This is a genomic window from Luteimonas sp. KH_071 (assembly GCF_057838005.1).
The window spans coordinates 1070885-1092685 of the sequence record NZ_CM174458.1 but is presented as its reverse complement, the minus strand read 5'-3'; the positions used below and the strand labels follow the sequence as shown (position 1 = coordinate 1092685).

Here is a 21801-nt window from a genome sequence, read left to right as displayed (position 1 = left end):
CTCAACACGGAACGCTGACACTCCGATGATGACCAAAGGCAAGCGCGTCTACGTTCTCGACACCAACGTGCTGATGCACGATCCCACGGCGCTGTTCAAGTTCGAGGAGCACGATGTCTACCTGCCGATGCAGGTGATCGAAGAACTCGACAACGGCAAGAAGGGCACCACCGAGGCCAGCCGCAATGCGCGGCAGGTCAGCCGATTCCTCAACGAACTGATCGAAGCGGCGGGCAGCGACCAGATCGCCACCGGCCTGCCGTTGCTGCGTCCCCAGGGCCTGCAGCTGCGCGGCGTGGAAAGCGTCGGCAAGCTGCGGTTCCAGACCACGACGCCCAGCGAAGACCCGACCTCGTTCGGCGCGGCCGCGCCTGACAACCGCATCCTCGGCGCGATCCTCGACCTGGTGCGCACCGAGCCGGACTACCCGGTGGTGTTCGTCTCCAAGGACATCAATCTGCGGATCAAGGCGGCGATCGCCGGCATTCCGAACGAGGATTACGAGAACGACCGCGCACTCGACGATTTCAGCCTGCTCTACACCGGCGCGACCGCGTTGCCGGCGGATTTCTGGACGATCCACGGCAAGGACCTGCGTTCGTGGACCGACCGCGGCCGCACCTTCTACGAGCTGGCGGCCGACGAGAACGATGGCTGGTATCCCAACCAGTTCCTCTTCCTGCCGGGTGACGAGGAGTCGGAATTCCGCGTGGTCGGCGTCGAGAACGGCCGGGCGACGCTGCAGATCGTCGACGACTTCCGCCACAGCCAGCACGCGGTGTGGGGCATCAACGCGCGTAATCGCGAGCAGAATTTCGCACTCAATGCGCTGATGGATCCGGAGATCGATTTCGTCACCCTGCTCGGTACTGCCGGCACCGGCAAGACGCTGCTCGCCCTCGCTGCAGGACTGGCGCAGACGATGGACCAGCAGCGCTACCGCGAAATCATCATGACCCGCGCGACGGTCAGCGTCGGCGAAGACATCGGCTTCCTGCCCGGCACCGAAGAGGAGAAGATGACGCCCTGGATGGGCGCGCTGACCGACAACCTCGAAGTGCTGACGCACAACCAGGAAGGCGGCAGCTGGGGCCGCGCGGCGACCAATGACCTGCTGGCCTCGCGCATCAAGATCCGCTCGATGAACTTCATGCGCGGGCGCACGTTCCTGTCGCGGTATCTGATCCTCGACGAGGCGCAGAACCTCACGCCCAAGCAGATGAAGACGCTGATCACCCGCGCCGGTCCCGGCACGAAGATCGTGTGTCTGGGCAACGTGGAACAGATCGACACGCCCTACCTCACCGAGACCACGTCGGGCCTGACCTACGCGGTCGACCGCTTCAAGAACTGGGCGCACAGCGCGCACGTGACCTTGCGTCGGGGCGAGCGTTCGCGCCTGGCGGACTTCGCTTCGGAAGTCCTGTGACACCACCGCGGCCCACGGCGTCGGCGCAGCATGCGCCGCGCCGTTACACATCGCGCGGCCCACATCTTCAAAGCCCATGCACCAAGTGGCCCGGCTGCCGACTGCCAGAAACGTCAGCGATCGACGGACCGGCGCCGCGCATGACGACGGAGCGCTGACGCTGGGCATGCGCCTGCCCGCCTGGGTCTGGACCGGCGCGGTCGCGCTCGCCTGCGTGGCCGGCATGGTCAACGTCATCGGCTATCTGGGATTCGAGCACCAGGCGGTGAGCCACCTGACCGGCACCACCAGTCTGCTCGGTGCCGCGCTGGTGGAACGGGACTGGCGCACGGTGATGCACCTCTGGGGCGTGGTCATCGCGTTCTGCGCAGGCGCCACGGTCAGTGGCGTGATCCTGAAGGACGACACCCTGCGCCTGGGCCGGCGCTACGGCGTCGTGCTGGCTCTGGAGGCGGCGCTGCTCGCGGCCGCGGTCCCCATGTTCGAGCGCGTGCAGATCCACGGCGCGCTGCTCGCGGCAATGGCCTGTGGCCTGCAGAACGCGATGGTGACCACCTACAGCGGCGCGCTGGTGCGCACCACGCATCTCAGCGGCATGTTCACCGACCTCGGGATCGGGCTCGGGCATCTGATCCGCGGTCTGCCGCTGCCCGTCAGGCGACTGTCCCTCAGCGGCCTGATCATCAGCGGCTTTCTGGGCGGCGGCATCCTCGGCGCCTGGCTCTACGGTGCGATCGGCTACCACGCGCTGCTGGTGCCTGCTGCACTGACCGGCTTCACCGGGGTCGGCTATACCGCTTACCGCCATTGGCGCGGTGTGTCGCTCGACGACCGCGCCTGATTCCGCGGCCACGCGCGCGCGCCGCAGGCACAATATGCGCATGTCACGATCTCCCGAACGCCCCCGCTGCGTCCTGACCATCGCCGGCTCCGATTCGGGCGGTGGCGCCGGCATCCAGGCCGATCTGAAGACCTTCGCCGCGCACGGCGTGCATGGACTGTCCGCGATCGCCGCGCTGACCGCGCAGCACACGCGAGGCGTCACCGCGGTACACGCGCCCCCGGTCGCGTTCCTGCGTGCGCAGATCGATGCCTGCTTCGACGACTTCGACGTGCGTGCGGTGAAGATCGGCATGCTGGCGACCGCCGACATCGTCGAAGCCGTGGCCGATGCGCTGGCGCTGCATCCCGAGGTGCCGGTGGTGCTGGACCCGGTGATGATCGCGACCTCGGGCGCGAAGCTGCTCGACGATGGCGCGCTGGGAGCCCTGCGCGCTCGCCTGATACCGCGGGCGCACGTGCTGACCCCCAACCTGCCCGAAGCCGAGCTGCTGCTCGGCCGGCGCATTCCGGCCGCGGAGGCTGAGGAGGCACTCGCTGCGCTATTGGCACTGGGCGCTCGCGGCGTCCTGCTCAAGGGCGGCCATCTCGACGAGGGGGATGATGTCGTCGATCGCTATGCCGATGCCGCAACCGCGTTCGTGCATCGTGCCCCGCGGCTCGACATCGACGGTCACGGCACCGGCTGCACGTTGTCGTCGGCGATCGCCGCGCGTCTCGCACTCGGCGACGACGCGGCGACCGCATGCCGCGCGGGCATCGACTACGTGCACCGGGCGATGCGCGATGCGTATCGCCCGGGTCGCAGCATGGTCAGCGTGCTCGGGCACCTGGGCCCGCTGGCATCGTGAGCACAGTGCACAGCCGCATCGAGCCGGTCGAGAGCGACGACGGCCATCGCTTCGAATTGATCACACGTCTGCCCGATGCGCCGACCCATCGGCTGCTGTGGCTGCCCGCGATGGGTGTGCCCGCGAAGCACTACCTGCCCTTCGCAGAAGCGCTGGCCGTGCGCGGGATTGCCGTCGGCCTGCACGAGTGGCGCGGTATCGGGTCGAGCAGTCTGCGCGCCGGCCGCGCACACGACTGGGGCTATCGCGAACTGCTGGCCGACATCGCGCGCAGCGAAGCGGCGCTGGATGCCGCCGTGCCGGGGACGACACGCGTCATCGGCGGCCACAGCCTCGGCGGTCAGCTCGCCTGCTGCCATCTCGCATTGCAGCCCGATGCGGCCGACGCGCTGTGGCTGGTCGCCAGCGGCGCGCCCTACTGGCGCGCGTTTCCGCCGCATGTGCGCTACATGCTGCCACCGCTGTACCGCTTCATGGCGTGGCTCGCGCACGCGCGCGGCGTATTGCCGGGGCGCCGACTGCGTTTCGCCGGCAACGAATCGCGCGGCGTGATCGCCGACTGGACGCGCAGCGGATTGCGCGGCAGGTACTCGGCCGCCGGCATCGATGTCGACATCGATGCGGCGATGGCGCGTATCGATGTGCCCGTCCGCGCCGCATGGCTCGACGCTGACTGGCTCGGCCCACCGTCGTCGCTGCGTTTCCTGCTCGGCAAACTCGGCAGTGCGGACACCGCGATCGATGGTTTCGACGCCGCGCGCCTGGGCGCGAACGCCGACCATTTCGCGTGGATGCGCACACCGGACGCGATCGCAGCCTGGCTCGCCGACACCTGAGGCCGGTTGCGGCCGTCCGCTACACTGCGCCGATTGCCCAACGAGCGATTCCCTGCATGACCGCACCGCTGCCCGCACGCGACGACATCCGCATCGCCGTCATCGGCCTGGGATACGTGGGCCTGCCGCTCTCGGTCGCGTTCGGACGCCGCCACGCGACCCTGGGTTTCGACATCGACCAGATACGCGTGGCCGGCCTGCAGCGCGGCGACGACCACACGCGTGAACTGTCGCCCGACGAACTGCGCGCGGCTGCGCATCTGCGCTACAGCGCCGACGCCGCCGATCTCGCGGACTGCAACGTGCACATCGTCACCGTGCCGACGCCGGTCGATGCCTACAAGCGGCCCGACCTGTCGGCACTGGAGGCATCCAGTCGCGCGGTCGGCGTGGTCCTGCAGCGTGGCGGCGTGGTGATCTTCGAATCCACCGTGTATCCCGGCGCGACGGAGGAAATCTGCGTGCCGATCCTCGAAGCCGCGTCGGGCCTGCGCTACCGCGAGGACTTCCATGTCGGTTACAGCCCTGAGCGCATCAATCCGGGCGACAAGCTGCACCGGCTCGAGAACACGCTCAAGGTCACCGCCGGTTCCAGCGACGCGGCGGCGGCATTCGTCGACGCCCTGTATCGCGACATCGTCGAAGCCGGCACACATCGTGTATCGAGCATCCGCGTGGCCGAAGCCGCCAAGGTCATCGAGAACACCCAGCGCGACGTCAACATCGCGCTGGTCAACGAGCTTGCGCTGATCTTCGATCGGCTCGGCATCGACACGCACGAAGTACTGGAGGCCGCCGGCACGAAGTGGAACTTCCTGCCGTTCCGGCCGGGCCTGGTCGGCGGCCATTGCATCGGCGTGGATCCGTACTATCTGACGCACAAGGCGCAGGAGATCGGCTATCACCCGGAAGTGATCCTCGCCGGTCGCCGCATCAACGACAGCATGGGCCTGCACGTCGCCCAGCGCGTGGTGAAGCTGATGCAGCAGCGCGGCATCCAGACCGCCGGCGCGCGCGTCCTGGTGATGGGCCTGGCGTTCAAGGAGAACTGCCCGGACCTGCGCAACACGCGCGTCATCGACGTCGTGCGCGAACTGCAGAGCTACAGCATCGAAGTCGACGTGCATGATCCCTGGGTCGCCGCGGCATATGCGCAGCACGAGTACGGGCTCACGCCGATCGGCACGCCGGAGTCCGGCGCCTACGACGCGATCATCCTCGCGGTCGCGCACACCCGGTTCCGCGAGCTCGGCGCCGACGGACTGCGCGCATTCGGCAAGCCGGGTGCGGTGTTGTTCGACGTCAAGGCCGTGTTGCCCGCGGATGCGGTGGACGCGCGACTCTAGCCTCGCTGCGGCACACGTCTCGGGGCCGGCTGCATCCCGAAGCATCTGGTCGTATGCGCAGCGTCTCCGGAAGCCCATCTGCGCGGGCATGAGCAGAACCGGAGAATCGCGTCGCGTTTCCGGATGACAGCATGTGTGCGATGGGGTTTCCGTGCGCGCCTCGTCGACACGCTGTCCGCCTCCCGTCAGCCGGTGTCGACGCTAGGTGCTCAAGACCCCGCTCCTGTATCGGATCGATCGCACGTCGCGGCATTGCGCGGACAAATCTCGCTGCAGCAAATGCACGCGGATGGACGCGTCGCTCAGCCCGCGCGCTCCATGTCATCGGAGACGTGACACACACTGGGCGATGCACAGCGCAGCACGTGTTCGCGCGCCTGCATCGCCACACGCTACCGATCGACGCCGTTGTCCACGTCGCGGCAAAAAAGCGCGCGCAACAAAAAAGCCAGCGATCGCTCGCTGGCCTCTTCGTTGTTCTGGTGCGCCCGGAAGGATTCGAACCTCCGACCCCCAAGTTCGTAGCCTGGTGCTCTATCCAACTGAGCTACGGGCGCCTTGAACAGAAGCGGAATTTTCTAGCAAAACGTTTGCTTCGTCAACCACTATCCGGAATTTTTCTCTTCGATTTCCGGGGAAATCAGATCGAATTCAAGCAGTGGCGGAGAGTGAGGGATTCGAACCCTCGATGGAGTTTTAAGCCCCATACTCCCTTAGCAGGGGAGCCCCTTCAGCCACTCGGGCAACTCTCCGAAGCAACACGTTCGACGCAAGCACCGAACGCGGTGCGAAGGATAACGACTCAGGGCGTCTGCGGCAAATCTTCTTGAACTTCGGCAGTGTCGCCTTCGCCATGGATGCGCTGATAGATCTCTTCGCGGTGCACAGCGACGTCCTTTGGTGCGGTGATGCCGATGCGCACCTGGTTGCCCTTGACGCCCAACACGGTGACCGACACCTGGTCACCAATCATCAGCGTCTCCCCGACGCGGCGGGTCAAAATCAGCATAGCAATCTCCTGGAACCGGCACGTCTGGACGCGCCGGCGTGGACTGTATTCGGACCGTTCTCGACCTTAGAAACCGATTACAGACCTCGTTAGGCCGTGAAGCATGTCCCCTGCCGGGCGGCCGGTCAACAACCCGGGACAGGCGTTTAGCGCCCGCTTAGCCGAGGCGCTCCGCCACCCACTGCTGGACCTCACCGAGCGCCGCGAGCAGCGCCGGACCATCTTCGCCGCCGCCCTGCGCCATGTCGGGTCGACCGCCGCCCTTGCCGCCGGTCTTCGCCGCGACATGCGACAGCAACTCACCCGCTTTGACCCGACCGGTCGCGGCGCCGCCGACGCCGGCCACCAGCGCGGCCTTGCCGTCGCTCGTGCCGGCCAGCAACACGACGACATCGCCGAGCTGCTGCTTGAGGCGATCCACGGCATCACGCAGCGCCTTGGCATCGAGTCCTTCGATGCGCGCGGCGACGACCTTGATACCGTCGACGTCGATTGCCGAAGCGCCGAGGTCCGCGGTCGCGCCGCTGGCGGCCTTGGCCTTCAGCGATTCGAGCTCGCGCTCGAGCTGCTTCTGGCGATCGAGCAGTGCGCGCAGACGCTCGCCGACCTCGCCCGCTGTGCCGCCGAGCAGACCGGCCGCCTGACGCATGCGCTCTTCGTCGCTGCGTACGTGATCGAGCGCGGCCTGACCGGTCAGCGCCTCGACACGGCGCACGCCGGACGACACACCGCCCTCGGACACGAGTTTGAACAGACCGATGCGGCCGGTGCGATCGACATGCGTACCGCCGCACAGCTCGACCGATTCGCCCATCGTCACCACACGCACGCGCTCGCCATATTTCTCGCCGAACAGCGCCATCGCACCGGAGTCGAGCGCGGACTGCATGTCCATCTGCTCGATGCTGACCGGATGGTTGGCCCGCACTTCGACGTTGACGCGGCGTTCGATCTCGGCGAGTTCGTCTGCCGTCACCGGCTGGAAGTGCGAGAAGTCGAAGCGCAGGCGCTCGGGCGCCACCAGCGAGCCCTTCTGCGCGACGTGCGTGCCCAGCAGATCGCGCAGCGCGCCATGCAGCAGATGCGTCGCGCTGTGGTTGAGCACGATGGTGCCGCGACGTGCGGTGTCGATCGCGCCACGCACCTGACCGCCGCGCTGCAGCGTGCCGGACACCACACGGCCGACATGGCCGTGGAACTGGCCGGCGAACTTCTGCGTGTCGTCGACTTCGAAACGTAGACCGTCGGCCTCGAGCACGCCGGTGTCGCCGACCTGGCCGCCAGACTCGCCGTAGAACGGCGTGCGATCCAGAATCACGACGACTTCGTCGCCGGCCGATGCGGACTCGACCGGGCGCCCGCCGACCAGCAACGCGAGAATCTGAAGGCCATCGGCTTCGGTCTGGTCGTCGCCGACGAACACGGTCGGCGAGAGCTGGGCGACGAGATCGGCCGACAATCCTGCGCTGGAGGTGAACTTGCCGGCCGCACGTGCGGTTTCGCGCTGGCGCTGCATGGCCGCGTCGAAGCCGGGCATGTCGACCTCGAGACCGCGCTCGCGCGCGATGTCCTGGGTGAGATCGAGCGGGAAGCCGTAGGTGTCGTAGAGACGGAACGCGTCTTCGCCCGGAATCGCGCCACTGCTGCGCGAGGCGACCTCGTCGAAGATGCGCATGCCGGCGTCGAGCGTCTCGGCGAAGCGTTCTTCTTCGGCCTTGAGCGCGCGTTCGACCAGCTCACGCTTCTCGCGCAGTTCCGGATACGCATCGCCCATGACGTCATCGAGCGTGCCGACCATCGCGCTGAAGAACGGCTGACGCACACCGAGCATCCAGCCATGGCGCAGTGCGCGGCGGATGATCCGGCGCAGCACGTAACCGCGGCCTTCATTGGACGGCAGCACGCCGTCAACGATCAGGAAGCTGCAGGCGCGGATATGGTCGGCGATCACGCGGAGCGACTTGTTCTCCAGATCCTGGGTCCCGGTGAGTGCGCCGGCCTTGCGGATCAATGCCTGGAACAGGTCGATCTCGTAGTTGCTGTGCACGCCCTGCAGGATCGCGGCGAGGCGCTCGAGGCCCATGCCGGTATCGACACACGGCGCAGGCAACGGCACCAGGGTGCCGTCGGACTGCTTGTCGAACTGCATGAAGACCAGGTTCCAGATCTCGATGAAACGGTCGCCGTCTTCGTCGGGCGAACCCGGCGGGCCGCCGAAATGCGCCGGACCGTGGTCGTAGAAGATCTCGGTGCAGGGACCGCAGGGTCCGGTGTCGGCCATCTGCCAGAAATTGTCGGAGGCGAACGGCGCGCCCTTGTTGTCGCCGATGCGGACGATGCGGTCTTCCGGAATACCGACCATGTCGCGCCACAGCGCGTAAGCCTCGTCGTCGGTCTGGTAGACCGTCACCAGCAGGCGCTCGGCCGGCAGCTTCCAGACCTCGGTCAGCAGTTCCCAGGCCCAGGCGATGGCGTCCTTCTTGAAGTAGTCGCCGAACGACCAGTTGCCGAGCATCTCGAAGAAGGTGTGGTGACGCGCGGTGTAGCCCACGACGTCGAGATCGTTGTGCTTGCCGCCCGCACGCAGGCAGCGCTGCACGTCGGCCGCGCGCACGTAGCTGCGCTTCTCGGCGCCCAGGAACACATCCTTGAACTGCACCATGCCGGAGTTGGTGAACAGCAGCGTGGGATCGTTGCCGGGCACGAGCGGCGCCGACGGCACGATGGTGTGGCCCTTGCCCTTGAAGAACTCGAGGAAGTCGCTGCGGATCTGGGCGGTGCTGGTGGGGGTCTGGGTGGTCATGGGCCTGGCGTGACGGTCGTACTGGAGGGAATGGGCATCCCCGGCAGCCGTACGCGTCCGCCATCTAGACGGGTGCAGGTCCGGAGCCGTGCCCACAGCCGCAAAGGGTAGCAGGCCGTCCGGGGACTACGCGCCCCGCCGCTCCCGCACCCGATGCCGCAGCGTCTCGCAGTGACTCAGCCGTTCCGTCCATCCCGCAAAGCGCGCATCGCGCCATAGGCCGTCTCGCCATCGAACCCCCGGCGCAGCAAGAAATCCACGGCCTTGCGCCGCAGTGCCGGATCGTCTTCGAACGCGGCCACGTTGTAACGGCGCTCGAGCAGATCGCGCGCGCGTTGTGGCCAGTCGGCCTCCCCGTCGGCGGCCAGTGAGTCGAATGCGGCGGCAATCTTGCCGGGATCGAGCCGATGCGTCGCCAGCTCGGCCTCGATCCGCAGCGGGCCGTGCCCGCCGGTTGCCCGGGCGCGCGCAAGGCTCGCGGCGAATCGGCCGTCGTCCTGCCAGCCGGCGTCGCGCATGCGCTCGACGGCTTCGGCGGCGGCGTCGGGCTCGATGCCGCGCGCCGCGAGCTTGCGCAGCAGTTCCGGCTGCGAGTGCTCACGCCGCACCAGCAACGACAACGCCCGCTGGGCGGGCGTCAGTTCGCGGCGTTTCTTGCGTCTGCCGGCGGCAGGCGCGTCACACTCGGTGCTCGATCCAGAACCCGCTGCGTCGACGCCTTCCACGGACCCGCCAGCCGGCAGGTCCGTGTCATGCGCTTCGCCGCTGCCGGGCAGGCCCGACGCGACCGGCTCAGTCGTCGTCGTTTTCTTCATTGCCCGCCGCTGCGGCCGCCAGCACTGCCGCCGGCAGCAGCTTCTCGCGGATGCCCGCCTCGATGCGCGCGGCCACTTCCGGGTTGTCCTTGAGGTACTGGCGGGCATTTTCCTTGCCCTGCCCGATCCGCTCGTCACCCGCGCTGTACCACGCGCCCGCCTTTTCGATCAGCTTGGCTTCGACACCCATGTCGATCAGCTCGCCTTCGCGGCTGATGCCTTCGCCGTAGAGGATTTCGGTGATGACCTGCTTGAACGGGGGCGCCATCTTGTTCTTGACGACCTTGATGCGGGTCTGGTTGCCGATGATCTCGTCGCCCTTCTTGATCGCGCCGATGCGGCGGATATCGAGGCGGACAGAGGCGTAGAACTTCAGCGCGTTGCCGCCGGTCGTCGTCTCGGGGCTCTGGCCCGGCATCATGATGCCGATCTTCATGCGCAGCTGGTTGATGAAGAACACCATGCAGTTGCTGCGCTTGATGTTGCCGGTCAGCTTGCGCAGCGCCTGGCTCATCAGGCGGGCCTGCAGGCCCGGCAGCTGGTCGCCCATCTCGCCTTCGATTTCGGCGCGCGGCGTCAGCGCGGCGACGGAGTCGATGACGACCATGTCGACCGAGTTCGAGCGCACCAGCATGTCGGCGATCTCGAGCGCCTGCTCACCCGTGTCGGGCTGCGAGACCAGCAGATCCTCGACGTTGACGCCGAGCTTCGCGGCGTACGTCGGATCGAGCGCATGCTCGGCATCGATGAACGCCGCGACGCCACCGAGCTTCTGGCACTGCGCGATCGTCTGCAGGGTCAGCGTGGTCTTGCCCGAGGATTCCGGACCGTAGACCTCGATGACGCGGCCGCGCGGCAGGCCGCCGATGCCGAGTGCGAGATCGAGCTGCAGCGAACCGGTCGGGATCACCGGGACCACTTCCGACACGCGGTCACCCATGCGGATCACAGAGCCCTTGCCGAACTGCTTCTCGATCTGGCTCAGGGCTGCGGAGAGCGCGCGCTTCTTGTTCTCGTCCATCGTGGTGGTCCTCGTCATTCGTGTTCCGGTCTGGTGGAGGCATCCTCGCAATCACAGGTCGCACAGGCTGCGACGCTGCAGGGAGGAGGCAAAATTAAGTGGGTGGATGCGCGCCGGTCAGCGGCGCGCGACGCGGATGCCCGTCGGAGAACGCCGCGCGCGCCATGCGCCGGAGCGGCAACGCGCTCAACGGTTCGGCCTGACCAGCCCGCAATACAGGCCTTCGATCGCGAAGTCCTGGTCGGGCAGCACCTCGATGGGCGCGTAATCGGGATTGCGCGGCATCAGCCGGATGCGGTCCTTGCCGATCTTCAGCAGCTTGACCGTGATCGCGTCATCGACCCGGGCCACGACAATCTGGCCCGAGCGCGCATCGCGGGTGCGGTGCACGCCGATCAAGTCGCCCTCGAAGATGCCTTCGTCGCGCATCGAATCCCCTTTGACCTTGAGCAGGTAGTCGGGCGACGGCGAGAACAGCACGCGGTCGAGCACGAGGTAGTCGTCGGAGCCGATGTCCGCACCGATCGGCGCGCCGGCTGCGACCTGTCCGAGCACCGGCAGGCGCAGGGCGTCGTCCGGCGTCGCGCCCAGTGTCAGCGCGTGTTGCGCCTGCTGCACCGGCACCAGTACCCGGATGCCGCGCGCCCGCCCCGGCATCCGCTCGATCGCGCCGGCAGCCTCGAGTGCATCAAGGTGGTACTGCGCGGCGCGCACACCGCTGAAGCCGAATGCACGGGCGATCTCGGTCTGCGACGGCGGCATGCCTTCGGACGCGATGCGCTCGCCGATCATCTCGAGAATCGCGTGCTGGGTCTGGGTGATGTCCATGGTGAGTAGTATTACTACTAACGCATGGACGGTGCAAGCGCCGGTGTCTGCGAGGACCCAGGCGTCAGCAACTCAGCGCGGGATGGCGAGGTGGGTGGCGTCGAGTGCCTTGCCGGCACCGCGCGGAGTCGTAGAGATGGAAGCATCCGTCGGCAGCACGCCGCTGCCGTCGAGATGCGCGTCGACACGGTCGAGCGCGGCGTACACATACGGCAACAACGGCACATAACGCGCGGCGTAGTCCGGCAGGCCGAGGAACCCGTCGAAGTGCTGCGCATTGGCGACCTGCCACAGGCGCACGTCGCGTCCGGCGGCCTTCGCCCAGCCGACATAAGGCGCACTGGTGAAGGCCATCGGGATCAGGCCGTCATCGGCGCCGTGGATCACGACGACGGGCAGGCCTGCACGCGGCAGTCCGACTTGCGTCTGGGCGATGCCGGCCTGGACGCGGCGCGCGGCCGCATCGTCACCATCGTTGAGCGCACGCAGGCACTGCAGGCCGGGCAGCAGCGGGTCCGCGCCCGCCATGCGGGTGTCGATGAGACCGACGCCCGCACCCGGCGGAATGCCGCTGCCGTCGCTCCACCACGCCGCACGTTCGATTGCGGTCGACGGACGCGGACTGCCGTCCGGACTCTGCGCTGCGTAGCGGTACCCGCAGGGATGCGCGTCGGCATCGAAACGGCCATAGGCCGATGCGTAGGTCGCGGCGATCGCGCGCCACAGGTCGAAGCCGGCCGACAGGGCACCCGCACGCAGCGCGCCATCGGTCCAGCCGTGCGTGCGCAGGATGTCCAATGCGGATCGCGACTGCGCCCCGGCATCGTTGCCTTCGACCAGACCGGCCGCGCGCAGCGAGGCGCAGCGCGCGGTCCACAGCGGTGCGACCTGCGCGGTCAACGGCGGCTGCGGCAGATTGTCGACCGCCAGCAGCGCGCATGGCATCAGCAGCGCCGCCTCGGTGGTGTAGTCGTAGAGCGAACGCGCGCCCGGCGCGTCGACGTGGATGCTGGGCTCGCCGGCGACCACGGCGTCGAGCCAGTCGCCTTCGAGCTCCGCCGCGCGCAGCACCGCGCCGCCCCCGTTGGAAATGCCGACCGCGATGACGCGCGTGCTGTCGAAGTCGAACGGCGCGTCGTCGGGATACGCCTCGCCCAGCGCCTGCAGCGCGAACTCGGCGGCCTGGCGCACGTGGCGGCCCCAGTCTGCTTCCGGGTTGTCGCCGGAATGCGCATGCTTGAACGCGACGCCCTGCCCCGCGCCCTCAGGCGCGAATACGGCCTGCGTGCGATCGGCGGACGGCGTGCCGTCGGCCGCGATGCCGATGCCCGCATCGGCATCGAAGTAATCGGTGCCCGCGCCCTTGTCGGTGTAGGCGACGGCGCAGCCCTTCGGCAGACCCCAGGCGCCGGCAACGGCGATCGCGCCATAAATGCCGCGCGAGCCGGACGATGCGGTCACCACGATGCAGCGACGCGTGCGATCGAAGCCGTCAGGGACCTGCACCAGCACGCGGTGCGGCTGCGAGGCGCCGGGCACGGTGGCCAGCGCATGGAATTCGCGTCCCGGTACCGCAGCCAGGCTGCCGTAGAGCGTGCCGTAGCCGCCGCCGGCTGCGAGGTCGGCGATGCCGCGCCAGTTCGCCCACAGCGCGCGACGGCGCGCCTCGGCGGCCAGCGGACGCTCGGGATCGGCGAACGTCGGCGGCGTCATCGCCTGCAGGCCGGCCAGACCGAGTCCGGCGGTCAGCAGATCGTCGTCGCCACGATGGAGGCTGGTGCGTTGGGCGCTGAACATCGTGGCGTCGTTTCCGCGCATCAAGGCAGGATCGCCTCGCGTCGCACTGCCGGCACAGGCAGCGAGCGAGAGCGCGAGGGTGGCGAGGCACAGCGGCCGGAGCATGCGGGTCTTGGTCATGCAGGCACCGTAGCAGCGCGCTCGCCAGGGGCCATCGTACTTTGGTACCAGCCGCGCGGCCGGCCCGGGCTTGCTAGTGTGGCGATCGGACCCGGACGCGGGATTCGACGCCAACGTTCGCTGCCACCCAGCCGAATCCCCGATTCCGAAATCCCCAATCCCGGCCCCCGAATGCCCAAGCTGCTGATCGCCGACGACCACCCGCTGTTTCGCGCAGCCTTGCGCGGTGCCGCAGCCGATGCGGCGCCCGACGTGAGCACACGCGAGGCCGAGACGCTGGACGGGGTGCTCGAGGCGCTGGAGCACGAGGACGACATCGACCTGGTGCTGCTGGACCTGCACATGCCGGGCAATCATGGACTGGCCGGACTGGCGGCGATCCGCGCGCAGTTTCCGGCGGTCGCGGTGGTGCTGGTGTCGGCGAACGAGGATCCGCTGGTGGTGCGCCGCGCGCTGGACCACGGCGTGGCCGGCTACATCCCCAAGAGCGCCGGCCTGGACGAACTGCGCGAGGCCATCCGCGCGGTGCTCGACTGCGAGCAATGGCTGCCGCCCGCGTTGCGCGGCGCGGTGGCCCGTGCCCAGTCGGCACCTGCGGACATGGACCTCGCCGCGCGGCTGGCCAGCCTGACGCCACAGCAGTTCCGGGTGTTGCGCCTCGTTGCCGAAGGCCTGCTCAACAAGCAGATCGCCGATCGCCTCGACGTCCAGGAGCGGACGATCAAGGCGCACATGTCGGCCATCTTCGAGAAGCTCGGCGCGCGCAACCGCACCCACGCGGGGGTGATCCTGCGTGGGCTGGAAATCAGTGATCCCGCGTTGCGCGTCGCCGGTTGAACACGATCAGTCGTTCCGCCGCACCGGCGGATTGATCCACTGCACCTGCAGACCGCGGCGCTGCGCCTCGCGGTTGACCCGAGCGACGTAGTCGCTGTCGGTCGCGATCCGCAGCGGATCCGCTGACGGGGTGCGGACACCCGCTGGCGGTGCATCCGCCAGTCGTGGCGACGTGCTGGTGCAGGCCGCCAGCGCACAGGCGGAGAGGACGACGGTGGTTCGGAGGAAAGACGGCATGGTCGAACTCCGCGGCGACTGGCTAGGCGCAGGCGCGCCGCCGTTACGGCACCTGCCCCACCGCTATACACCCGCGTCGCGCATACCGATCAACCGCCGGTCGGCGCGTCCGGTGCAAGCCGACGGGCGGCGGCATTGCCGATGGTGCCGAGTTCGGCCAGCACCGCGGTCGCATAACAGCCGGCCGGCAACACGAACGCCAACTGCAGGCTGTCCTGCGACAGCCAGATCCACTGCAGCTCGCCCGGCCGCAGTCGGGTCGCGCGACGTTCCTGCGACAGGCCGGCGATCTCGAGGCCATCACGCAGCGCGAGCGCCTGCGCATCTTCGAGCGTCGCGGTTTCGCGTGCGAGCGCTGCGCCCGTGCTCCGCAGCGGGCCGCGGCCCCACAGCGGTGCGGTGGGATGGATATCGTGCGCGGCGACGCGCGCGTCGAGTTCGGCGCTCGCCGGTTCTGGACCGAACACGCTGCGACTGCCGTCGAGCATCCAGACCTCGCCATCGAGACCGGTGTCCCAGTCGCCGCCCTCGACACGCGCAGCAAGCACTCGGTTGAACAGCGCCGAGCGCGCCGCCGAGAGCAGCATCGCGCGCTGGTCGCGGTCCATGCGCCGACGCGGCGCGGCGAACATACGCAGCGCCTTGTCGACGTTGCCGCCGTCGTGGCCGAAGCGTTGCTCGCCGAAGTAATTGGGCACACCGCATGCGGCGATCGTTCCGAGGCGCGCGTTGATCGCGGCAACGTCGCCGACAACGTCGCGCAAGGTCAGTACGAAGCGGTTGCCCGCCAGCGCCCCACGCGGCAGTTTCCTCGAATGCCGCGCCTGCGCCAGTACGCGCAGCGACTGTCCGTGGCCCGTGGCCAGGGCTTCGAGCGCGGCGATGTCGGGCGCGTCGCGGCCCGGCAACTGCACGGTGAAGCGTTGCGTCGTCAAAGCGTGGCGATCCTTCAGGCCGGCGTATCCGACCGCGCGCCCATCGACGTCCGCCCACTGCGCGAGCAGACGCGCGACGAACGCGGTGTTCATGCCGGTCTTCTCGATCGTCAGCAGCAGGTGTTCGCCCGCGCCACTGGCCTCGAAGCCGTCGATCTCGTCGACACGGAAGTCGGAGGGATGCTGGCGGATCGTCGCCGACAGTACCGGCGCACCATGCGCGGTCGGCGTACCGGTCGCGATGTCGGCGCTGTCGTCCGCCTCAGCTGCCATCGCGCACCAGCAGGCACACCGCCTGCGCGGCGATACCTTCGCCGCGGCCGGTGAAGCCGAGCTGCTCGCTGGTCGTCGCCTTGACCGAGATGGAGTCGAGTGAAATGCCGAGGTCGTCGGCAATCGCCGCGCGCATCGCCGCCGCATGCGGACCGATCTTCGGCCGCTCGCAGATCACGGTGACGTCGGCATTGCCCACGCGCCAGCCGCGCTCGGCCAGCAAGCTATTGCAATGTCGCAGCAGCGCACGGCTGTCGGCATCCTTCCAGCGCGCGTCGGTTGGCGGGAAATGCACGCCGATATCGCCAAGCGCGAGCGCACCGAGCATCGCATCGCACAGCGCATGCAGTGCGACATCACCATCGCTGTGCGCGAGCACGCCGCGCTCGAACGGGATGCGGACGCCGCCGACCATCACGTGGTCGCCGTCGCCGAAGGCGTGGACATCGAAGCCTTGGCCGATGCGGAAATCAGGCGTCGCGGTCATGGGGCGGACCCTGCAGGAAAAACGGGACGGCAGCTTGCCATGGATCGGGGCGCGGGCAAGTCGGAGGTGCGCCAAGACAAAGGTGCCGGAACCATCGCCTGGATGTCTTTCGGTCGGCTGGGTGGAGCGTCAGCGAACCCCACCATTGGATCGGGCGGCGCGCTTGCGGGCGTGCGGGCGATGCCTTCCTGCAGTGCTCCATGCATCTTGCGAACCGCTTCAGTGCGCTCGGAGATGCTCTCGGCAGCGCCCTTCCCTCACCCGACGCGCTCTGCGCGTCGACCCCGGATCATGTCCGGGGCAGGCTCTCTGCCGGAGGGAGAAGTGTCAATTGCGCAAGCGTCACAACCGCCGCGACAACTCGAACTCGAAGCGCGCGAAATCGGCCGGCGTGGTGATCTTGAAGTTGTCCTCGCGGCCTTCGACCAGCAGCGGGCGGGCGCCCTGGCGCTCCATGGCCATCGCTTCGTCGGTCACGGCAATGCCGTCGGCATCGGCCGCTTCCAGGGCGCGGCCCAGTTGCAGGCGGCGGAACAGCTGCGGGGTCAGCGCGCGCCAGAGGCGTTCGCGCGGTTCCGTTCCGTCGATGCCGCCGTCGTCGCCCGCACGCTTGAGCGTGTCGCGCACGGGCGCGGCGAGGATCGCGCCGACCGGGTCCATGCGGCCGCGTTCGAGCAGCGCATCGAGATCGTCGGCATGCAGGTTCGGGCGAGCGGCATCGTGCACCAGCACGAAGTCGTCCGGACGGACCGATTCGGGCAATGCGCGAAGACCCGCGAGTACCGAGGCCGCACGCGTGTCACCGCCCGCAGCGCGAAACCACGGCTTGCCATGCAGCACGGCCTCGGGCACGACAGGCACGTCTTCCGCACCAAGCACCAGCACAACGCCACCGATGCCGGGATGAGACGCGAGCGCGTCAAGCGTGTGCGCCAGCAGGCTGCGCCCACCGACGTCGAGGAATTGTTTCGGCACCTCGCCACCGAAGCGGCTGCCGCGACCGGCGGCCGGCACGATCACCCAGCTGCTCAAGGCGCCTGGTCCTGCGCGCGACGCTGGGCGTCGGGATCGAGCGCGTGCTCGGCCGGCAGCGGCGCGATGCGCGTGTCGTCGACGACGCGGTAGAAGGTCTCGCCCGGCTTGATCATGCCGAGCTCGCCGCGCGCGCGTTCCTCGATCGCCGCCTCACCGGATTTAAGGTCGGCGACTTCCGCCGCGAGCGCGGCATTGCGCTGGACCAGGCCTTCATTCTGCCGCGCCTGCGCCTCGACGCGACCGCGCAGTTCCTCGACCTGCTCGGTCCCGCCGACGCCGAACCACAGCCGGTACTGCAACCAGGCCAGCAGCGTGGCGAGCACCAGCAGCACGACGAGCAACGCGCGCATTGACCTGTGTCCTGTGGAATCAGCGCTTCAGCGACACGAATGCATCGCGTCCGGCGTACCGGGCAGCGCTGCCCAGGGCCTCTTCGATGCGCAGCAGCTGGTTGTACTTGGCCACGCGGTCGCTGCGGCACAGCGAACCGGTCTTGATCTGCGTGGCCGTGGTGGCGACCGCGATGTCGGCGATCGTCGTGTCCTCGGTCTCGCCCGAACGATGCGAGACGACCGCGGCATAGCCGGCCGCATCCGCCATCGCGATGGCTTCGAGCGTCTCGGTCAGCGTGCCGATCTGGTTGACCTTGATCAGGATCGCGTTCGCGGTCTTCGAATCAATGCCTTCCTTGAAGATCTTCGGATTGGTGACGAACAGATCGTCGCCGACCAGCTGGACACGATCGCCGATGCGGTCGGTCAGCTGCTTCCAGCCGGTCCAGTCGTCCTCGGCCATGCCGTCCTCGATCGTGACGATCGGGTACTGCGCGGCCCAGTCGGCGACGAAGTCGACGAACTGCTCGCCGGTCAGGCGCTTGTTCTCGCCGACCAGGTGGTACTTGCCGTTGTCGTGGAACTCGCTCGATGCGACGTCCAGACCCAGCAGCACATCGTCGCCTGCGGCGTAACCGGCCTTGCCGATCGCTTCGAGGATGGTGTCGAGCGCTTCGACGTTGCTGCGGAAGTCCGGCGCGAAGCCGCCTTCGTCGCCGACCGCCGTGCTCAGGCCGTGGCTCTTGAGCACGGATTTGAGTGCATGGAAGATTTCGGTGCCCGCGCGCAGCGACTCGGAAAAGCTGGTGAAGCCGACCGGCAGCACCATGAATTCCTGGAAATCGACGTTGTTGTCCGCATGCGCACCGCCGTTGATGATGTTCATCATCGGCACCGGCAGCACCGGTGCGCGGTCGCCGCCGAGCAGCTTCCACAGCGGGATCTTCTTCGACGCGGCCAGCGCATGCGCGTTCGCCATCGAGACACCCAGCAGCGCGTTCGCGCCCAGGCGGCCCTTGTTCTCGGTGCCGTCGAGATCGATCAGGCGCTTGTCGAGGCCCGCCTGGTCGGCGGCGTCGAAGCCCTTCAGCGCATCGGCGATCGCGCCGTTGACGTTGCCGACCGCCTTTTGCACGCCTTTGCCGAGATAGCGCGTCTTGTCGCCATCGCGCAGTTCCACCGCCTCACGGGCACCGGTCGAGGCACCGGACGGCACCATCGCGCGGCCGAAGCTGCCGTCTGTCAGCGTCACTTCGGCTTCGAGGGTCGGATTGCCGCGGGAGTCGAGGATCTCGCGGGCGTGGATCTTGGCGATGGTCGTCATGGTCGGTTCGGAAGTCTCGTTCGGCAGAAAAGGGAAAGATCGGACGATGGCGCATCCGCAGGTGATGCTGGCGACGCTGCGGTCAGAGATCGGCTTCGGCAAAACCCGCGCGCTTGGTCACCGCGTCGAGTTCGAGCATGGTTTCCAGCAGCGCGCGCATGCGGCCCAGCGGCCACGCGTTCGGGCCATCACTGAGTGCTTCTTCCGGCTTGGGGTGCGTCTCCATGAAGACGCCTGCCACGCCGACCGCGACCGCGGCGCGCGCCAGCACCGGTACGAACTCGCGCTGACCGCCGCTGGAATTTCCCTGCCCGCCCGGCAGCTGCACCGAGTGGGTGGCATCGAACACGACCGGGCAATTGGTTTCGCGCATCACCGCCAGCGAGCGCATGTCACTGACGAGGTTGTTGTAGCCGAAGCTCGCGCCGCGCTCGCAGATCATGATCTGGTCGTTGCCGGTGGACCTGGCCTTCTCGACGACCGGCTTCATGTCCCAAGGCGACAGGAATTGGCCCTTCTTGATGTTGACCGGCTTGCCGGCCGCGCAGACTTTCTTGATGAAGTCGGTCTGCCGCACGAGGAAGGCCGGCGTCTGCAGCACGTCGACGACCGAGGCGACCTCGTCCATCGGCGTGTATTCGTGCACGTCGGTGAGCACCGGCACGCCGAGCTGGCGCTTCACTTCACTCAGCACGCGCAGGCCTTCTTCCATGCCCGGGCCGCGAAAGCTGGTGCCGGACGTGCGATTGGCCTTGTCGAAGCTCGACTTGAAGATGAAATTGATGCCGAGATCGGACGTGATTTCCTTCAACTGGCCTGCGACGTCGAGCTGCAGTTGTTCGGACTCGATGACGCAGGGACCGGCGATCAGGAAGAAGGGCTGGTCGAGACCGACCTCGAATCCACAGAGTTTCATGCGTGTGCCTCCTTGAGCAGCGCGCCGCCGGCTTTGCGCTCGCGCGATGCGCGGACGAAGCCGACAAACAACGGATGGCCGCCGCGCGGCGTGGACAGGAATTCGGGGTGTGCCTGGCAAGCAATGAACCACGGGTGCTGCGGCAGTTCGACCATTTCCACCAGCAGGTCGTCCATCGACTTGGCGGCGATCACCAGGCCGGCGTCCTCGAGCTGGGTGCGGTAGCGGTTGTTGAACTCGTAACGGTGGCGGTGGCGTTCGCCGACGACGTCCTGGCCGTAGACCTCACGCGACTTCGTGCCGGGCTTGAGCCGCTGCTCCTGCAGTCCCAGGCGCATCGTGCCGCCGAGATCGCTCTTCTCGTCGCGCCGCTCCACCTCACCGGTCTGCGTGCGCCATTCGGTGATCAGGCCGATCACCGGGTGCGGCGACTGCTTGTCATTCTCGGTGCTGTTGGCGCCTGCCAGACCGGCGACGTTGCGCGCCACATCGACGACCGCCGCCTGCATGCCGTAGCAGATGCCGAAATACGGCAGACCGGTCTCGCGTGCGTACTGCGAGGCCAGCACCTTGCCTTCGAAGCCGCGGTCACCGAAGCCGCCGGGCACCAGCACGCCGTCGACATCGCCGAGCCACGCGCTCGCGCCATCGCGCTCGATGTCCTGGGACTCGATCCACTTCAGGCTCACGCGCGTGCGCTGGCGGATGCCGCCGTGCTTGAGCGCTTCGCCGACCGACTTGTAGGCGTCCTTGTGATCGACGTACTTGCCGACCACGCCGATGGTCACCTCGTCGATCGGATGCTCGACCGCTTCGACCACGTCGATCCATTCCGACAGGTCCGCGTGCGGCGCCGCCTTGTCGCCCAGCCGCAGCCGCTCGACGATGATCTCGTCCAGGCCCTGCGCATGCAGCCACATCGGAATCTTGTGGATGTTGTCGAGATCGACGGCGGAGATCACCGCCTTCTCCGACACGTTGGTGAAGGACGCGATCTTGCGGCGCTCGCTGTCGGGCAGCGGCTGCTCGCTGCGGCACAGCAGGATGTCGGGCTGGATGCCGATCGAGCGCAGCTCCTTGACCGAATGCTGCGTGGGCTTGGTCTTCAGCTCACCGGCCGCCGCGATGTAGGGCACCAGGGTCAGATGCATGAAGACGGCCTTGTCGCTGCCGCGGTCGGTGCGGATCTGGCGGATGGCCTCGAGGAACGGCAGCGACTCGATGTCGCCCACCGTGCCGCCGATCTCGACCAGCGCCACATCGAAGCCCTGCGTGGCCTCGTCGATCGCGCGCTTGATCGCATCGGTGATGTGCGGGATGACCTGCACGGTCGCACCGAGGTAATCGCCACGGCGTTCCTTGCGGATCACGCTCTCGTAGATCTTGCCGGTCGTGATCGAATTCTTGCCCGACAGGCGCACGTTGATGAAGCGCTCGTAGTGGCCGAGATCGAGGTCGGTTTCCGCGCCGTCGTCGGTCACGTAGACCTCGCCGTGCTGGAACGGGCTCATCGTGCCGGGATCGACGTTGATATACGGATCGAGCTTCATCATCGTCACCCGCAGACCGCGGGCTTCGAGAATGGCCGCCAGCGAGGCGGCCGCGATGCCCTTCCCGAGGGAAGAGACCACGCCGCCGGTCACGAACACGAGCGGAGTGATGGAACTGGAAGGAGGCGTCATGGGGACAGCGGGTCGCTGGAAAGCCCCATTCTACAGGCTGTGGCGCGA

Annotated in this window: 20 protein-coding genes and 2 tRNA genes; 6 read left to right on the top strand and 16 right to left on the bottom strand. The window is 67.8% G+C overall.

What is annotated here, in order from left to right; genetic code table 11:
• Positions 1-28 precede the first annotated feature (28 nt).
• From AC3IRM_RS05045 to AC3IRM_RS05025, 5 genes are all read left to right on the top strand, one after another.
• A complete protein-coding gene (locus AC3IRM_RS05045) occupies positions 29-1429 on the top strand; it encodes a PhoH family protein (protein ID WP_489205147.1) in 1401 nt (466 codons plus the stop codon).
• A 160-nt stretch (positions 1430-1589) separates the two neighbouring features.
• Complete coding sequence (locus AC3IRM_RS05040) at positions 1590-2270, top strand: YoaK family protein (protein WP_489205843.1); 681 nt, start codon at positions 1590-1592, stop codon at positions 2268-2270.
• A gap of 40 nt (positions 2271-2310) precedes the next feature.
• Positions 2311-3120, top strand: a complete 810-nt coding sequence (gene thiD, locus AC3IRM_RS05035; RefSeq protein ID WP_489205146.1) for a bifunctional hydroxymethylpyrimidine kinase/phosphomethylpyrimidine kinase — start codon at positions 2311-2313, stop codon at positions 3118-3120.
• Positions 3117-3956 (top strand): alpha/beta hydrolase family protein, encoded by an 840-nt coding sequence (locus AC3IRM_RS05030; RefSeq protein WP_489205145.1) that lies wholly within the window; start codon positions 3117-3119, stop codon positions 3954-3956. The genes thiD and AC3IRM_RS05030 overlap by 4 nt, the downstream gene beginning before the upstream one ends.
• Before the next feature lie 56 nt (positions 3957-4012).
• A complete protein-coding gene (locus AC3IRM_RS05025; protein ID WP_489205144.1) occupies positions 4013-5302 on the top strand; it encodes a nucleotide sugar dehydrogenase in 1290 nt (429 codons plus the stop codon).
• A 480-nt stretch (positions 5303-5782) separates the two neighbouring features.
• Here AC3IRM_RS05025 and AC3IRM_RS05020 read toward each other — a convergent pair.
• From AC3IRM_RS05020 to AC3IRM_RS04985, 8 genes are all read right to left on the bottom strand, one after another.
• Positions 5783-5859: transfer RNA gene (locus AC3IRM_RS05020), tRNA-Arg, on the bottom strand.
• Between the two features lie 102 nt (positions 5860-5961).
• A tRNA-Ser gene (locus AC3IRM_RS05015) sits at positions 5962-6054 on the bottom strand.
• A gap of 50 nt (positions 6055-6104) precedes the next feature.
• Positions 6105-6311 (bottom strand): carbon storage regulator CsrA, encoded by a 207-nt coding sequence (gene csrA, locus AC3IRM_RS05010; RefSeq protein ID WP_489205143.1) that lies wholly within the window; start codon positions 6309-6311, stop codon positions 6105-6107.
• Positions 6312-6468: 157 nt separating this feature from the next.
• Positions 6469-9114, bottom strand: coding sequence for an alanine--tRNA ligase (gene alaS / locus AC3IRM_RS05005; RefSeq protein ID WP_489205142.1), 2646 nt, complete (start codon positions 9112-9114; stop codon positions 6469-6471).
• Positions 9115-9290: 176 nt separating this feature from the next.
• A complete protein-coding gene (locus AC3IRM_RS05000; RefSeq protein ID WP_489205141.1) occupies positions 9291-9929 on the bottom strand; it encodes a regulatory protein RecX in 639 nt (212 codons plus the stop codon).
• A complete protein-coding gene (gene recA, locus AC3IRM_RS04995) occupies positions 9907-10950 on the bottom strand; it encodes a recombinase RecA (protein ID WP_232137357.1) in 1044 nt (347 codons plus the stop codon). Before recA ends, AC3IRM_RS05000 begins: the two co-directional genes overlap by 23 nt.
• 186 nt (positions 10951-11136) lie before the next feature.
• The gene (gene lexA / locus AC3IRM_RS04990; protein WP_489205140.1) at positions 11137-11778 is read right to left on the bottom strand and encodes a transcriptional repressor LexA; all 642 of its coding nucleotides are present in this window, start codon (positions 11776-11778) and stop codon (positions 11137-11139) included.
• A gap of 72 nt (positions 11779-11850) precedes the next feature.
• A complete protein-coding gene (locus AC3IRM_RS04985) occupies positions 11851-13695 on the bottom strand; it encodes a 3-hydroxybutyrate oligomer hydrolase family protein (protein WP_489205139.1) in 1845 nt (614 codons plus the stop codon).
• A gap of 171 nt (positions 13696-13866) precedes the next feature.
• On the opposite strand from AC3IRM_RS04985, the gene AC3IRM_RS04980 reads away from it, so the two are divergent.
• Positions 13867-14532, top strand: a complete 666-nt coding sequence (locus tag AC3IRM_RS04980; protein WP_489205138.1) for a response regulator transcription factor — start codon at positions 13867-13869, stop codon at positions 14530-14532.
• 6 nt (positions 14533-14538) lie between these two features.
• Here the strand turns inward: AC3IRM_RS04980 and AC3IRM_RS04975 are convergent, their stop codons facing one another.
• The 8 genes from AC3IRM_RS04975 to pyrG all read right to left on the bottom strand — a co-directional run bounded on the left by AC3IRM_RS04975 (position 14539) and on the right by pyrG (position 21732).
• Positions 14539-14769, bottom strand: coding sequence for a hypothetical protein (locus AC3IRM_RS04975; RefSeq protein ID WP_489205137.1), 231 nt, complete (start codon positions 14767-14769; stop codon positions 14539-14541).
• Between the two features lie 89 nt (positions 14770-14858).
• A complete protein-coding gene (truD, locus tag AC3IRM_RS04970; protein WP_489205136.1) occupies positions 14859-15977 on the bottom strand; it encodes a tRNA pseudouridine(13) synthase TruD in 1119 nt (372 codons plus the stop codon).
• A complete protein-coding gene (ispF, locus tag AC3IRM_RS04965) occupies positions 15967-16464 on the bottom strand; it encodes a 2-C-methyl-D-erythritol 2,4-cyclodiphosphate synthase (RefSeq protein WP_489205135.1) in 498 nt (165 codons plus the stop codon). Before ispF ends, truD begins: the two co-directional genes overlap by 11 nt.
• Positions 16465-16806: 342 nt before the next feature.
• Positions 16807-17496, bottom strand: a complete 690-nt coding sequence (gene ispD / locus AC3IRM_RS04960; protein ID WP_489205134.1) for a 2-C-methyl-D-erythritol 4-phosphate cytidylyltransferase — start codon at positions 17494-17496, stop codon at positions 16807-16809.
• Positions 17493-17849 carry a cell division protein FtsB gene (ftsB, locus tag AC3IRM_RS04955; RefSeq protein WP_489205133.1) on the bottom strand — a complete coding sequence of 119 codons (357 nt, stop codon included), beginning with the start codon at positions 17847-17849 and terminating at the stop codon, positions 17493-17495. The genes ispD and ftsB overlap by 4 nt, the downstream gene beginning before the upstream one ends.
• A gap of 19 nt (positions 17850-17868) precedes the next feature.
• Positions 17869-19155, bottom strand: coding sequence for a phosphopyruvate hydratase (eno, locus tag AC3IRM_RS04950; protein ID WP_489205132.1), 1287 nt, complete (start codon positions 19153-19155; stop codon positions 17869-17871).
• An 82-nt stretch (positions 19156-19237) separates the two neighbouring features.
• The gene (gene kdsA, locus AC3IRM_RS04945) at positions 19238-20071 is read right to left on the bottom strand and encodes a 3-deoxy-8-phosphooctulonate synthase (protein WP_489205131.1); all 834 of its coding nucleotides are present in this window, start codon (positions 20069-20071) and stop codon (positions 19238-19240) included.
• Positions 20068-21732, bottom strand: coding sequence for a CTP synthase (gene pyrG, locus AC3IRM_RS04940; RefSeq protein ID WP_489205842.1), 1665 nt, complete (start codon positions 21730-21732; stop codon positions 20068-20070). The genes kdsA and pyrG overlap by 4 nt, the downstream gene beginning before the upstream one ends.
• Positions 21733-21801: the final 69 nt, after the last annotated feature.

Excerpts from the sequence above, each read along its gene's own strand:
- AC3IRM_RS05045 (WP_489205147.1), top strand. The coding sequence starts at position 29 with ATGACCAAAGGCAAGCGCGTCTACGTTCTCGACACCAACGTGCTGATG.
- thiD (WP_489205146.1), top strand. The coding sequence starts at position 2,311 with ATGTCACGATCTCCCGAACGCCCCCGCTGCGTCCTGACCATCGCCGGC.
- AC3IRM_RS05025 (WP_489205144.1), top strand. The coding sequence starts at position 4,013 with ATGACCGCACCGCTGCCCGCACGCGACGACATCCGCATCGCCGTCATC.
- csrA (WP_489205143.1), bottom strand. The coding sequence starts at position 6,311 with ATGCTGATTTTGACCCGCCGCGTCGGGGAGACGCTGATGATTGGTGAC.
- alaS (WP_489205142.1), bottom strand. The coding sequence starts at position 9,114 with ATGACCACCCAGACCCCCACCAGCACCGCCCAGATCCGCAGCGACTTC.
- AC3IRM_RS05000 (WP_489205141.1), bottom strand. The coding sequence starts at position 9,929 with ATGAAGAAAACGACGACGACTGAGCCGGTCGCGTCGGGCCTGCCCGGC.
- recA (WP_232137357.1), bottom strand. The coding sequence starts at position 10,950 with ATGGACGAGAACAAGAAGCGCGCGCTCTCCGCAGCCCTGAGCCAGATC.
- lexA (WP_489205140.1), bottom strand. The coding sequence starts at position 11,778 with ATGGACATCACCCAGACCCAGCACGCGATTCTCGAGATGATCGGCGAG.
- AC3IRM_RS04985 (WP_489205139.1), bottom strand. The coding sequence starts at position 13,695 with ATGACCAAGACCCGCATGCTCCGGCCGCTGTGCCTCGCCACCCTCGCG.
- AC3IRM_RS04980 (WP_489205138.1), top strand. The coding sequence starts at position 13,867 with ATGCCCAAGCTGCTGATCGCCGACGACCACCCGCTGTTTCGCGCAGCC.
- AC3IRM_RS04975 (WP_489205137.1), bottom strand. The coding sequence starts at position 14,769 with ATGCCGTCTTTCCTCCGAACCACCGTCGTCCTCTCCGCCTGTGCGCTG.
- truD (WP_489205136.1), bottom strand. The coding sequence starts at position 15,977 with ATGGCAGCTGAGGCGGACGACAGCGCCGACATCGCGACCGGTACGCCG.
- ispF (WP_489205135.1), bottom strand. The coding sequence starts at position 16,464 with ATGACCGCGACGCCTGATTTCCGCATCGGCCAAGGCTTCGATGTCCAC.
- ftsB (WP_489205133.1), bottom strand. The coding sequence starts at position 17,849 with ATGCGCGCGTTGCTCGTCGTGCTGCTGGTGCTCGCCACGCTGCTGGCC.
- eno (WP_489205132.1), bottom strand. The coding sequence starts at position 19,155 with ATGACGACCATCGCCAAGATCCACGCCCGCGAGATCCTCGACTCCCGC.
- kdsA (WP_489205131.1), bottom strand. The coding sequence starts at position 20,071 with ATGAAACTCTGTGGATTCGAGGTCGGTCTCGACCAGCCCTTCTTCCTG.